We start from the raw sequence: 14,145 nt of genomic DNA, 5'->3' as shown, positions 1-14,145 counted from the left end.
ATAGTATCAATTTATTTGAACTGTACCTTGCTAGAAAAACTATAACTAAAGAGATTCGCCTTGATCTAGTAATAGACAGGGACGGAAGAAAACGATGCATTTCATTGAATACGCAACCCTTCTGTCCATTTTTAGGCAGAGGGGTTTTTTGTTTTCTTCCTGAAAAGAGGAGGAAGCGTTTTGAAAACAACGACTGATTTTTTGAAAATGAAAGAACAAAACGACAAAATTGTTATGATTACCGCATACGATTACCCATCTGCAAGACTAGCTGAAGAAGCGGGAGTAGACATGATTTTAGTAGGTGATTCCCTTGGCATGGTCGTGCTTGGCTATGATTCAACTGTTCCTGTGACAGTCGCAGATATGGTCCATCATGCAAAAGCTGTAAAAAGAGGAGCAAAAGATACTTTTATCGTAGTTGATATGCCGTTTGGATCGTATCACGGAAATATTGAACAAACACTGCAGACTGCGATTCAAATGTTCCAACAGACAGGTGCTAGTGCTTTAAAAGTTGAAGGTGCTGAGAATGTTGTAAATGTCATATCCTCTCTAGTAAATACGGGGATTCCAGTAGTAGCACATTTAGGTTTACTACCACAATCAGCTGCAGTACTTGGGGGGTATAAAGTGCAGGGGAAAACAGCCGTTGCTGCAGAAAAATTATTACAAGATGCAAAACAAGTCGAAGAGGCAGGAGCTTGTGCGCTTGTTCTTGAATGTATTCCATATCAGCTAGCATCAGAAATTACAAGAGTACTCGAAATTCCAGTAATAGGAATAGGAGCGGGAGCAGATGTTGATGGACAAGTACTCGTTTACCATGATGTACTTGCGTATGGAACTCACCATGTACCGAAATTTGTTGAAAAGTTTGCACCCGCAGGAGATTTGATGCAGAGAGGTATCGAAAGCTATACAAAAGCAGTTAAGCAAGGTTCTTTTCCAAAAGTAGAGCACCGCTTCACGATGACAGATCATCAACTTGAACAGCTATACGGAGGAATAGGAAAATGAAAATCGTTTCAACTATTAAAGAATTAACTGCACACATAACAACAGTAAAAAAAGCTGATAAAACAATCGGTCTAGTTCCGACAATGGGCTATTTGCATGAAGGGCATATGGCACTAGCTACGGCTGCGCGTAGAGAAAATGACATCGTTGTCATGAGCCTTTTCGTTAATCCTGCACAATTTGGCCCCAACGAAGATTATGAAAGTTATCCTAGAGATTTAAATCGTGATTCGAAGATTGCAGAAGAAGTAGGCGTGGACTTTTTATTTGCTCCTTCTGTCAGTGAAATGTACCCGACTAGTGGTGGTATACAAATATTGGCTGGGCCACAAGCTAACATTCTATGTGGTGCAACAAGACCTGGACATTTCGATGGGGTATTAAAAATTGTGACAAAGCTTTTCCATATAACTCAGCCAACAAAGGCTTATTTTGGACAAAAAGATGCACAACAGCTAGCGCTTATCGAAACTTTGGCACGTGATTATAATTTTCCTTTAGAAATTAGAAGTGTGCCAATTGTTCGAGAAGAAGATGGTCTAGCGAAAAGCTCCCGAAATGTATTTTTAACGGAACAACAACGTAAAGAAGCGGTAGTAATTCATCAAGCATTGATTCTTGCGAAAAACCATTATTTTGAATCTGAAAATAATATTGAGGCAACAAACTTTGCAAAAGAACACATTATAGCCAATTCAAATGGTCAAATTGATTATTTGCAAATGCTAAGTTATCCAGATCTTACTGAAGTGGCAGAGCAAACTGAGAAAGTCTTAATTGCTGCAGCCGTTTACTTTGGTAAAACACGACTAATTGACAATATTATTTTTCAAAGAAAAGGAGAATAAATGATGTATAGAATGATGATGAATGCAAAAATCCACCGTGCAGTTGTTACACAAGCGGACTTAAATTATGTAGGTAGTATTACGATTGATGAGGATTTACTCGATGCAGTTGGTATGTTACCAAATGAAAAAGTACATGTTGTTGATAATAATAACGGAGCACGCTTTGAAACATATATTATTGCGGGAGAACGCGGTAGCGGTGTAATTTGTGTAAATGGTGCTGCAGCTCGTTTAGTGCAAAAAGGTGATGTCGTTATTATTATGTCTTATGCCTATGTTAATGACGAAGAAGCAAAAAAACACAAACCAACCGTAGCAATTATGCAGCAGGGTAACATGATTAAAGAACTCATTCAGTATGAACCAGAAGCGACAGCAATGTAATAATAGAGGCATCCATTTTGGGATGCCTTTTTTGTGGTTTAAGATATGAATATTCAGCTAAATAAATAAGTGTTCAGTTAGTGCGAAAAACAGCTGAATTAACACAACAAACAATAGAAATGGCACAACAATCATGCAACTTACCACAACAATCTGTAAAATCCATATTTCTGCACATCGACTTCAGCTATTCTGATCAAAATGTGATAGAATTTTGAATATAAACCGATCGGAAAGTTGTGAAGTAAATGATGGACAGTCAAACATATGCAATCGTAGATTTAGAAACGACAGGTCACTCCTCCCAAAATGGGGACCGTATCATTCAAATAGCGATTGTTTTAATGAAAGATTGGGAAGTGCAATCAACTTTCGCCACTTTCATTCACCCAGGGAAGAAAATCCCTCGTTTTATTCAAGACTTGACGAATATAACGGACAATGATGTCAAAGATGCGCAACCATTCGAAGCGCATGCTGAAAAAATTTATAACATTTTGCAAGATTGTGTTTTTGTAGCGCACAACACTGATTTTGATTTGCCTTTTTTACAAGCTGAATTTAAAAGAGCAGGTTTACCAAAATGGTTTGGTAAACAAATGGATACTGTTGAATTATCGAAAATATTATTCCCAACAGCCTTTAGCTATAAGCTACAGGATATCGCAATGGAATTGAATATTTCATTGAAACAAGCGCATCGTGCAGATGATGATGCTTATGCAACAGCGCTATTATTAAAACGCGGTTGGGAAGAGCTTCTAAATCTCCCGCTTTCAACAATTGAACAATTGCACCAGCGTTCTTTCAGATTAAAATCAGATCTATCGCAATTATTCTTTGATGCGATTCAGATAAAAAGAGCTGTATCGAAACAATCAGAGCTCCACTTCTATTATAAAAATATAGCTTTAAGGGGAGCAGTTATTGAGGCTAAGTCAGAGAATAAGTTAACATATCCACATTCTATTGCTGAAAAAGAAGCATTATTTACTAGAGCTTTCAAAGACTTTGAAGCTCGTCCAGATCAATTTAAAATGATGGACCAAGTCTGGCATGCCCTGAAAACAAAACAGGAAGTATTGACTGAAGCGTCGACTGGAATTGGTAAAACACTAGCGTACTTAATTCCTGCAATTATTTATGCCAAACAAACAAATGGTAAAGTAGGGATTAGCTCATACACTTCGCATCTTCTTGATCAATTATTAGCAGAAGAACTACCAAAAGCAGAAGCGATCCTACAAACATCTATTAATGTAACATTATTAAAAGGAATGGAGCACTATATCGATGTGGATCGTTTTGCTGAGCTATTTGTTGCTGAAGATGCTTCCTATGATGAATCATTTACAATGATGCAACTACTCGTCTGGCTTGCGAACACAACGACAGGTGATTTAAATGAAATTACTTTGTCCGGTGGTGGTCAATTACTTTTAGATAAAGTACGACGTTCATCTGCTACAGCTATTTCACGTGGTAAAGGTTACTTTGATTTTTATGAAAATGCTATTAAAAAAAGCAAAACGGCAGATCTCATTATTACAAATCATGCTATGTTGCTATCTGATTTGACGCGAGTGGAGCCAGTGCTAGCATCAGTTAATGGATGGATACTAGATGAAGCGCATCAATTTATTCAGGCAGCCACACTAAGAGATGAAAAAGCACTCTCTTATACACAATGGAAGTACATTTTTGGTCAACTTGGATCAGTTGAGGATCATCAGTTAATTCATAATTACTTTAAATTGATGTCTAATAGTGGGAAAATCCCGATTAGGCAATTATCAAAATTAGAAATAAAATACTGTGAGATGGTACAAATCTTTGATAAAGCAATTTATCAACTGATTAATCAATTAAACGTTCAAAAGTCAGGATCACGTCATAATAAGCGTACTTTTCCTTTAAATTCGCTCATGATAAAGCAACCTTTATTTGAAAAAGTGAGTCATAGTATACAGGAATGGGTGCAGCTTGCTCAGGAACTAAGTGATATATTCCAGCAAAATCCTGATGATTTATCTCCTACGCAGCAAACGATATTATCAGACTGGTATTACTGGTTACGTGAATTAACGATAAAAGTGGCTGAATGGGATGCCATCTTTTTATCTCATGAAGTAGATTGTTCAGCTTGGATTGAGATAGACCAACGTAGTATCCCAGGGAGTCTGCATGTATATAAACGCCCTATACACGTCGCGCAATCTGTCACAGCTGTTTTAGACAGTTTCCGAACGAGAGCAGGAATCATCTGGGCATCTGGTACATTAACTGTACCGAATAATCGCCGCTTTATCGCGGATCAATTAGGACTTCAAAGTTCAGTGCCGTTATTTCAATTCCAGGCACCATCATCATATTATGATGGTGCGAGCCTTTACATTGTTGATGATATGCCTGAAATCCAACAAGTTTCACAAACGGAATATGTGGAAGCGGTAGCAGATGCTATTGTACAAACTGTACTTGTTACTGAAGGGCGTTGTTTCGTACTATTTACGTCCCAAGATATGCTCAGAAAAACGGTTGAGTTAATTCAAGAAACGGAAGCGTTAAGCGATTATATGCTCTTTGCTCAAGGAATGTCTTCAGGAAGTCGAATGCGATTACTGAAGCTATTTCAGAAGTTTAATCATTCTGTATTATTTGGTACCAATAGTTTTTGGGAAGGTGTGGATGTGCCAGGTGATGCATTGTCAGCAGTCATTGTCGTACGTTTACCATTTTCAGCTCCAGAAGAACCGATTTTCAGAGCAAGGGCGGAAGCATTAAACGAGCAAGGGCAGAATTCATTTTATAAGTTAGCATTACCTGAAGCCATTTTACGCTTCAAGCAAGGTTTTGGTCGTCTAATCCGATCATCACAGGATAAGGGAGTTTTTATCGTTTTAGATCGAAGAATTGAGACGAAATCGTATGGGAAGGAATTCATACGTGCTCTTCCAGCAATTCCGGTGAAAAAAGTATCCCTACAACATATGGTCTTAGAATTAGAACATTGGTATAATAAAAAAGTATGAGGATAGAAAGCAGGTCGATCATATGGAAAGACAATTTGAAGTACGATCAGCTATTAAGATATGTTTTCAACCGAGCTTCAATCAACTAGAAAATGCGTTATGTAAAACCATTTTGATGTCAGAACTATCGCATTTAATTGAAAGCAATATGAAGCCTATCTTCACGATAAATGAAACGTAAGGTGATATAATGAAAAATTGGATCAAGTTCTTTACGATATTTTTGTTAATCCTGTCGTTATCAATTGTCGTTATAGTTGCTTGGAAATCTTATTCACCGTTTTACAGTTCGGAGAAAGACGCTAAGCAAGTTGTGCTTGATGCAGATAAGCTTGTGACTGTCACCGATACATATGTATATAACGGTAAGAAACCGTATGTTACGGTAATAGGAACAGATAAGGCAGGAAAGAAAAAAGCTGTGTTTGTTCCAAAAGATGATAGTAAGGCTAAATTAGAAGAAGTTCTAATGGAGGATGGTACTTCTGAAAAAGAAGCACTTTCTGTAGTGTCGAAAAAGGATAACGTGAAAGAAATCCTTCATACCAAACTAGGTATAGAAGAGCCCGGCGTTGTGTGGGAAATTACGTATCTTAATCAAGAGGATAAACTAAATTATGTTTACATTCTGTTTGAAAATGGACAGTGGTGGAAGCGTATTTTGAACTTGTAAAAAAAGGGGAAGATTAACTTGAAACAGCATTTAGCAGACCGTGTAAAAACATTAACACCTTCAACAACTCTAGCAATTACAGCTAAAGCAAAAGAATTGAAGGATCAAGGAATTGATGTTATTGGATTAGGAGCGGGTGAGCCTGATTTTAACACGCCAAAAAACATTTTAGATGCAGCTACAGACTCAATGTTGAAAGGCTTCACAAAATATACACCTGCTGGCGGTCTACCAGCATTAAAACAAGCTATTATTGCTAAGTTAGAAAGAGACAATAATCTTACTTATGCACCAAACGAAGTTATGGTTGGTGTAGGTGCGAAACATGTCCTTTATACACTGTTCCAAGTGTTATTAAACCCTGGAGATGAAGTAATTATCCCAATTCCATATTGGGTAAGTTATCCAGAACAAGTGAAGTTAGCTGGCGGTGTACCTGTACATTTAGAAGCTACAGCAGAACAACAATACAAAGTGACTGCTGAACAACTTCGCGGTGCTATTACTGATAAAACACGTGCACTTATTTTAAACTCACCTAGTAACCCTACTGGTATGGTTTATACAAAAGAAGAATTAGCTGAAATTGCTGCAGTTTGTGAAGAAGCAGACATACTAATCGTGTCAGACGAAATTTATGAAAAACTTGTATATAATGGAGTTAAACATTTCTCAATTGCACAACTTTCAGATAGTGTAAAAGCACGTACAATGGTCATTAACGGTGTAGCCAAATCTCACTCTATGACAGGATGGCGTATTGGTTATGCAGCAGGTAATGCTGAAATCATTAAAGCAATGACTGACTTAGCGAGTCACTCAACTTCTAATGCAACGACTACAGCACAATATGCAACTATTGAAGCTTATAATGGTCCACAAGATGCAGTAGAAGAAATGCGTCAAGCATTTGAATCACGTTTAACAGAAATTTATCCAAAAATAAATGCAATCCCTGGCTTCCATGTGTTGAAACCAGAAGGCGCATTTTACTTACTACCAGATGTATCAGAAGCGGCAGCTAAAACAGGTTATGAATCTGTTGATGCATTTGCTAAAGCTTTATTAGAAGAAGCAAATGTTGCTGTAATTCCTGGCTCTGGCTTTGGCGCAAAAAAAACAGTTCGGCTTTCGTATGCAACTTCTTTAGAAGCATTAGAAGAAGCTGTTTCACGCATGGATAAATTTGTTAAATCTAAATGGCAAGATTAATACTCTAACAAATAAGCAGGCTGTCTATGTATAGGCAGTCTGCAAAATTGTTTAAATTGCAGGAGGTCTATATGAAGAAAATTCGAATTCAAGATATGTCAAATCACGTTGGCGAAACAGTTAAATTAGGTGTTTGGCTTGCAAATAAACGTTCAAGCGGTAAGATTGCATTTTTACAATTACGTGATGGTTCAGGGTTTGTCCAAGGCGTAGTAGTAAAAGCTGAAGTACCTGAAGAAGTATTTGTAACTGCTAAAGGTTTACATCAAGAATCATCTCTTTATGTGGTAGGTGAAGTAACAAAAGACGAACGCTCATCATTTGGATATGAGCTACAAGTAAAAGAGATTGAAGTAATTTCTGAAGCAAATAATTACCCAATCACACCTAAAGAGCACGGTATCGAGTTCCTAATGGACAACCGTCACTTATGGTTACGTTCTCGTAAACAACATGCAATTATGAAAGTTCGTAATGAAATCATTCGTGCAACATACGAATTCTTCAACGAGAATGGCTTTACAAAAGTAGACCCACCAATTTTAACTGGCTCAGCTCCTGAAGGAACATCAGAACTGTTCCATACAAAATATTTCGATCAAGATGCATACCTTTCTCAATCCGGTCAATTGTATATGGAAGCAGCTGCAATGGCATTAGGAAAAGTATTCTCATTTGGTCCAACATTCCGTGCAGAGAAATCAAAAACTCGTCGCCACTTAATCGAGTTCTGGATGATTGAGCCGGAAATGGCTTTTGTTGAACATGATGAAAGCTTAGAAGTACAAGAACAATATGTTTCTTATATCGTACAATCAGTTCTTAAAAACTGTAAAATTGAACTAGAACGTTTAGGTCGCGATACATCTAAATTAGAACATATTCAAGCACCATTCCCACGAATTTCATATGATGATGCCATCAAGCTTTTACATGAAAAAGGTTTCGATGATATCGAGTGGGGAGAAGATTTTGGTGCCCCTCACGAAACAGCAATTGCTGAGCATTATGATAAACCAGTCTTTATCACATGCTACCCAGTAGGGATTAAACCGTTCTATATGCAACCACATCCAGACCGTGATGACGTTGTATTATGCGCTGATTTAATCGCACCAGAAGGTTACGGTGAAATCATCGGTGGTTCTGAACGTGTCCATGACTATGAGTTAATGAAACAGCGTTTAAAAGAACATGATTTAGATGAAAGTGCATATGCTTGGTACCTAGACCTTCGTCAACAAGGATCTGTACCACACTCTGGTTTCGGTCTTGGCTTAGAAAGAACAGTAGCATGGATCACAGGTGCAGAACACGTACGTGAATCTATTCCATTCCCACGCTTACTTAATAGACTATATCCTTGATTAAATGCTTGTATGCCCAAGGTGGTTAGTTTTACCTGGACAAGCAACGAAAACAATTAATAACACCTAACAAGAAGAACCGCAATTTATTGCGATTCTTCTTGTTAATTTTCAGACAAAAAAGGGGAGTTCGATAATGACGAACGAAGCTGATCGACTCCGAATTTGGATAGAGCAGGGAAATGTTACTATTTCTCAGCTTTTTTTTAAGTTTTATAAGGAGTTAGGCATCCAAGATTTAGATGCCATGCTTATTATGCATTTAACTGCATTTCATGAAGACGGGAATAAGTTTCCTACGCCAACAGATATAGCGAATAGAATGCAATTAACTGAGGATGAAATAGCCTCGAGTTTACAAAGGCTTATGCAAAAAGGTTTTATAGAAATTTTACAAAAAGTGGACGAGCTAGGAGTGTTATTTGAAACCTTTAATTTACAGCCATTATGGGCGCGATTAATCGACTGTATGACAGAAAAAAAAGTCAAAAAGGTAGAAGTGACCTCGAAGTTAAAAGAAGGCGAGCTGTTCAACTTGTTTGAGCAAGAATTTGGAAGATTTTTATCGCCGATGGAAACTGAAACAATTTCAATGTGGCTAGATCAAGATGGTCATTCTCCAGAAGTGATTCGCAAAGCATTAATTGAAGCTGTCTTATCACAAAAGCTAAGCTTACGTTATGTGGACCGGATTTTATTCGAGTGGAAAAAGAAAAATGTCAAAACACCTCAAGATGCCGAAAAACTTGCGCAAAATTTCCGTCAAAATACGTTGCCAACACGACCACAACCACCACAGGTTGAACCACAACAAACAAAAAAAGTGCCATTCTACAACTGGTTAGAAGAACGCGAATAGGGAGGTACACATGCTAACGAAGAAACAATGGGATTATTGTTTAGAGGAAATGGAAAAGATGTTTCCGGATGCTCATTGTGAGCTAGTACATGATAATCCTTTCGAATTAACGATAGCCACATTACTATCTGCGCAGTGCACGGATGTTTTAGTTAATAAAGTTACAGCAAAGTTGTTTCAAAAATACAAAACGCCAGAAGATTATTTAGCAGTTCCTTTAGAAGAGTTAGAGCAAGATATTCGTTCAATTGGATTGTTCCGTAGTAAGGCAAAAAATATTCAAAAGCTGTGTCATATTTTATTAACGGAATTTAACGGTGAAATCCCTGCCAATAGGGAGCTACTTGTTACATTACCGGGCGTAGGGCGAAAAACAGCGAACGTTGTCTTGTCTGTCGCATTTGACGTCCCAGCCTTAGCAGTAGATACCCATGTCGAAAGAGTTGCAAAACGATTAGGGTTATGTCGTTGGAAAGATTCAGTGTTGCAAGTTGAAGAAACAGTAATGAAAAAAACTCCAATTGAAAAATGGTCGAAAACACATCATCAGTTAATTTTCTTTGGGCGTTATCACTGTAAATCTCAGAATCCACAATGCCAGGTATGCCCTCTTTTTGACGTCTGTAGAGAAGGGCAAAAACGTGATAAGAAAGGTCTTGTTAAGCGATGATAGTATGCCGAAAAGAGGCTATCTCTAAAGAACAAGTTGACCAATGGCTAGCTGATTGGGAGATATTACGAGCAGAAATCCATAGATCACATGCAGCCCGTGATGGCAAAGCGAAAGATATAATGCAAAAAGGAATCGATTTATATGAAACATTCATCATAAAAGCCTCTAATATTACATTTGAGAGTATACAACTATCCGATGAATATGAAGCTTTGCCGATAAATGGTGCTGAACGTTTGCAATTTATTAAGCGAAGACCTGGTCAGTATGCATGTTATCGTCAACTAGATGAATTGTTTATTGAAACGAAAAAGAGAATGGCTCGTTTACGCCTTAAAAAGGATTGACAGTTAAATTTATATAAAAGAAAGAGCAGCAATCTCAAATGGAGATTGCTGCTCTTTTCATATTATTGATGTTGATCGTTACTGTTGGTAGCTTGTTTATTATCATTACTAGTGTCATCGTTAGTGCCACTCGTATCGACTTCTTCTTCATCTTCATCAGGTTTTATTCCATCGTTATTATCTACAGGTGGTGTACCTGTACCATTATCAGGATTGTTATTACCATTATCACCTTCATTAGGTTCCTCTGGTACTACAGGTACTTCAGGCACTTCAGGTTGCTCATTTTCATCAGGAGGTGTTACTTCCTCTTCAGGAGGTGCCTCCTGTATCTGAATAGATGTCGAAACTGCCTCACTCTTCTCATCATCTGCAATTGCTCTTACATAGAAGACATATGTTTTACCATCTTGAGGTGTGCCATATGTGTACGTCTTATCACTAGTTTGAGTTAGTTTTTGTTCACCACCGCCATCTACCGACACTGAAACTTCAAAGCTAACACTCTTATCTTTAGGTTCTTTATGTGCCCAAGTTAAGTTAATTGCATTGGCTTCTCCGTCAAATGTTGCTTTTAAGTCAGTAGGAGCATCTAACTTCTCAACTTCTTCTACAGGAGCAGTTTTTGTAGGGAGTGTACCTTTAACGAATAATTCAGTTGACGTTCTATCTGCTGGTGTACTTGAACTTGCTAATTGTAACGGTTTCGAACCTTTCACAATTTTAGCTTCTACAACTGAATTTGGTTTCTTGAAGTTAGGCGTTGTTGTATTCGCTGAAATTTGACTCATTACTGTTTTAAATAATCTTTGTGGTAATAAACGTTCATCACTTGTAGTAATTGGATCTTTTCGGTTTGTATAGCCACTCCATACAGAAATAGAATACTTACTTGAATATCCTGCGAACCAAGAATCTGGAACTGCCGATTCAGGTAGATTATATTTTTGGAACTCATCTGCACCGTAGTTTGTCGTACCTGTTTTACCCGCAATATCTAAGCCTGGAATAGCTGCTGCAGTTCCAGATGCACCATATTTTGGACCAAGTACATCACGTAGCATATCAGTAACCATATATGCAGTGTAATCATTCATAGCAGGTGTTGGATCTGGTGTATATGATTTTGCGGTTTTTCCATCTCGATAGACAATTTTCTTGATTGAATGCGGTGTAGTATAAATACCGTTATTCCCAAATGCTGCATATGCTCCTGCCATTTCTATTGGAGATAAGCTGATTTTACCACCACCGATTGCATCAGATTCATAAATTTCGTCTGCTTCAATACCTAGATTATTAATGAATTTCTTCGTTTTTTCTACACCCACTTCTTTAAAAAGTTTTACAGCAGGTACGTTACGAGAATTATAAAGGGCTTCGCGAAGAGTCATATCCCCTTTATATAAATTATCAAAGTTATTAATTTGTTTAGAAGTACCCGTGTAGAACATTTTTTCGTCGGTAATTGTTTGACCCGTCGAATATTTTAAATTTTCGATTGCAGGACCATAATCCATAATTGGTTTCATAGTAGAACCTGGTTGGTTTTTAATAGCTTCAGCATAGTTTAAACCACGTTCAGGTCCATAATTACGGCCACCTCCGACAGCAGCAATCGCACCTGTTTCAGTGTCAATTACGGCCATCCCTGATTGGATGTCTTTTGTAGGGAAGATATCTGAATTCATAGTAGATTCAACAATTTTTTGAGCAGAAGAATCTAATGTTGTATAGACGTTAATACCTTCTTCTAACGACTTCCCATCCCCATTTTCAGCTAGCTCTTTTAAGACTACATCGATAAACGCATCGTATTTTGACGTTGAGGCTGTTTTACGTTTGTTTTCAGGTAATAGTCCAACTTCAACATCGACTTTTTTTGCTTCTTCCATTTGTTCTTTTGTTATCTTTTTATGTTGATACATTAAACCTAAAACGGTATTACGACGTTTTTCAGCATTTTCTGGATACTTGAACGGATTATACGCGTTCGGTAGCTGTGACATACCTGCTAGAAGAGCCATTTCTTCTAATTTTAGATCTTTTAACTCTTTCCCATAGAAGTACTTTGATGCAGTTCCGTATCCATAAATACGGCCGGACATTAATACTTTGTTAAAGTACATTTCGAAAATTTCTTCTTTAGTGTACTCACGCTCTAATTGGATAGCTAAATAAGCTTCTTGTGCTTTACGCTTAAGTGTTTTTTCATTTTGTAAAAATGAATTTTTAATAACTTGTTGTGTTAATGTACTTGCACCTTGTGCACCAAAGCCGTGTCGTAAATTGGCTAGAATAGCACCGCCAAGACGATAAAAGTCAATTCCGTGGTGACTAAAGAATCGAACATCTTCCGTTGCTAATATAGCATCTCTCATATCTTTAGGGATGTCTTCATATGCTACATGTTCCCGCTTTTCTAAGCCCATCGTATAAAATACTTTTCCGTCAGAATCATAGAATTTAGATGAAACTGGATCCTTTAGTAACTCTTCATCTAAGTCAGGTGCTGTAGCTGCATAATATGCAAATAGGCCAGCTCCTGCAATAAATAGAACAATACCTACGGATACTATTGCTATTAAAAGACGTTTAAGCCAAACTTTCATTGGTTTTTTTTGCTTTTTTTGTTGTTCTCGTAATTTTCTTCTTTGTCCCCGAGAATTAATTTCTTGCCCCATTAAATTCTCCTCACTTTCTAACAAACATTCATAATTTATGGCAGCATCTTACGTACTGCTTGTAAATAATCGATACGTGGACTATAAGTTGGTGTTACTTCAATTGCTTGTTCCTCAAATTCTCCTAAAGAAATTGATTTGCGACCACCTGTTAGCATTCTAGTCCAAGCATTTTGCAGCATTTCTAAAGGTACTACAAAATAACGTTCCATGGAAGAGAAACGTATTAATAGAAAACAAATACCTCGCTGCTTTGCAACAACTGTCATATGTTCAACTTGATGTGGATGAACGTTTTTTAAAGGGAAAGATGTTTTACTTTCCGTTTCCTTGGCGTCAAAGTCGATGTGGTAACCTTCATATATACCATTGTAGTCCGTCGTAGAAGGTGTTCTAAAATATGCTTCCCGTATAACAGCAGCACTTCTTGAAGGATACTCTACTTTGACGATTTGTATCGGAACAGGTTTCTTATGAATGACTGCTATTTGTCGTTGTAAATAAAAATCATTTGCTTCATCAATTTCATCTTCTAAAGTTTTGCCCCGATTGCTATAGGAATAATCCTTAATACTCCTTTTTTTTACTTCAGAAGTTGGTGGAGTATACTTTTTTCCGTTTGGATAGCGAATTGCCATTTGACCACCTCATCAACAATAATAATAACATATTTTTATGAACAAAAATTATAGCAGAAATGACAGGGATTTTTTCTATTTATATCGAACTCGCACTTGTTTTGTCTTGTGGAAAGGATTATTTCAATTTATAAGGAAATCATAACGCTAGGAGGCGATTATGATGCAAAGAATATCTCATTTACTTACTCAACTTGAATTGATCGATCAGTTACTACAAACACAAATGTCTGTGGAACGTCACACCGGAATTCAAAAACATATGAATGACATTGCAACAGTTCAACACCGCCTAAGCAATCTTGAAAAACAATCTAAAGGAATATTTGTTCGTGCATAAGTAGTTTCTTTTACGATATTTTGATACACTGAATTTATATGAGTACTTAATATGAAAATGAAAAT

General features: G+C 37.2%; 14 protein-coding genes. 12 read left to right on the top strand and 2 right to left on the bottom strand.

The genetic code is table 11. The features are described from left to right. The first annotated feature begins 180 nt into the window (after positions 1–180). The 11 genes from panB to MHH85_RS13740 all read left to right on the top strand — a co-directional run bounded on the left by panB (position 181) and on the right by MHH85_RS13740 (position 10,418). Complete coding sequence (gene panB, locus MHH85_RS13790; RefSeq protein WP_340707511.1) at positions 181–1,020, top strand: 3-methyl-2-oxobutanoate hydroxymethyltransferase; 840 nt, start codon at positions 181–183, stop codon at positions 1,018–1,020. Further along, positions 1,017–1,868, top strand: coding sequence for a pantoate--beta-alanine ligase (gene panC / locus MHH85_RS13785; protein ID WP_340707510.1), 852 nt, complete (start codon positions 1,017–1,019; stop codon positions 1,866–1,868). The genes panB and panC overlap by 4 nt, the downstream gene beginning before the upstream one ends. A gap of 3 nt (positions 1,869–1,871) precedes the next feature. Beyond that, positions 1,872–2,255, top strand: a complete 384-nt coding sequence (gene panD, locus MHH85_RS13780; RefSeq protein ID WP_340707509.1) for an aspartate 1-decarboxylase — start codon at positions 1,872–1,874, stop codon at positions 2,253–2,255. Between the two features lie 248 nt (positions 2,256–2,503). After that, the gene (dinG, locus tag MHH85_RS13775) at positions 2,504–5,287 is read left to right on the top strand and encodes an ATP-dependent DNA helicase DinG (protein WP_340707508.1); all 2,784 of its coding nucleotides are present in this window, start codon (positions 2,504–2,506) and stop codon (positions 5,285–5,287) included. Between the two features lie 22 nt (positions 5,288–5,309). Continuing rightward, positions 5,310–5,468, top strand: a complete 159-nt coding sequence (locus MHH85_RS13770) for a hypothetical protein (protein ID WP_193738941.1) — start codon at positions 5,310–5,312, stop codon at positions 5,466–5,468. 9 nt (positions 5,469–5,477) lie between these two features. Next, positions 5,478–5,960, top strand: coding sequence for a cell wall elongation regulator TseB-like domain-containing protein (locus MHH85_RS13765; RefSeq protein WP_193738942.1), 483 nt, complete (start codon positions 5,478–5,480; stop codon positions 5,958–5,960). 18 nt (positions 5,961–5,978) lie between these two features. After that, positions 5,979–7,172, top strand: coding sequence for a pyridoxal phosphate-dependent aminotransferase (locus tag MHH85_RS13760; RefSeq protein WP_340707507.1), 1,194 nt, complete (start codon positions 5,979–5,981; stop codon positions 7,170–7,172). A gap of 71 nt (positions 7,173–7,243) precedes the next feature. Beyond that, a complete protein-coding gene (gene asnS / locus MHH85_RS13755; protein ID WP_340707506.1) occupies positions 7,244–8,539 on the top strand; it encodes an asparagine--tRNA ligase in 1,296 nt (431 codons plus the stop codon). A 136-nt stretch (positions 8,540–8,675) separates the two neighbouring features. Next, the gene (locus MHH85_RS13750; RefSeq protein WP_193738945.1) at positions 8,676–9,398 is read left to right on the top strand and encodes a DnaD domain-containing protein; all 723 of its coding nucleotides are present in this window, start codon (positions 8,676–8,678) and stop codon (positions 9,396–9,398) included. A 10-nt stretch (positions 9,399–9,408) separates the two neighbouring features. After that, on the top strand, positions 9,409–10,068 hold the full coding sequence (gene nth, locus MHH85_RS13745; protein WP_193738946.1) for an endonuclease III: 660 nt from the start codon (positions 9,409–9,411) through the stop codon (positions 10,066–10,068). Beyond that, a complete protein-coding gene (locus tag MHH85_RS13740) occupies positions 10,065–10,418 on the top strand; it encodes a YpoC family protein (RefSeq protein ID WP_340707505.1) in 354 nt (117 codons plus the stop codon). The genes nth and MHH85_RS13740 overlap by 4 nt, the downstream gene beginning before the upstream one ends. A gap of 62 nt (positions 10,419–10,480) precedes the next feature. Here the strand turns inward: MHH85_RS13740 and MHH85_RS13735 are convergent, their stop codons facing one another. Both MHH85_RS13735 and recU read right to left on the bottom strand, forming a co-directional pair. Beyond that, positions 10,481–13,102 carry a transglycosylase domain-containing protein gene (locus MHH85_RS13735; RefSeq protein WP_340707504.1) on the bottom strand — a complete coding sequence of 874 codons (2,622 nt, stop codon included), beginning with the start codon at positions 13,100–13,102 and terminating at the stop codon, positions 10,481–10,483. A 35-nt stretch (positions 13,103–13,137) separates the two neighbouring features. After that, entirely contained in the window at positions 13,138–13,740 is a 603-nt protein-coding gene (recU, locus tag MHH85_RS13730) for a Holliday junction resolvase RecU (protein ID WP_340707503.1), read from the bottom strand. A 160-nt stretch (positions 13,741–13,900) separates the two neighbouring features. On the opposite strand from recU, the gene MHH85_RS13725 reads away from it, so the two are divergent. Next, positions 13,901–14,080, top strand: coding sequence for a hypothetical protein (locus MHH85_RS13725; RefSeq protein WP_340707502.1), 180 nt, complete (start codon positions 13,901–13,903; stop codon positions 14,078–14,080). The last annotated feature ends 65 nt before the right edge of the window (positions 14,081–14,145 follow it).

It is taken from the genome of Viridibacillus sp. FSL E2-0187 (genome assembly GCF_038006425.1).
Taxonomy (GTDB): domain Bacteria; phylum Bacillota; class Bacilli; order Bacillales_A; family Planococcaceae; genus Viridibacillus; species Viridibacillus arvi.
The sequence above is the reverse complement of the archived record's forward strand: the minus strand, read 5'-3'. Positions and strand labels throughout refer to the sequence as shown.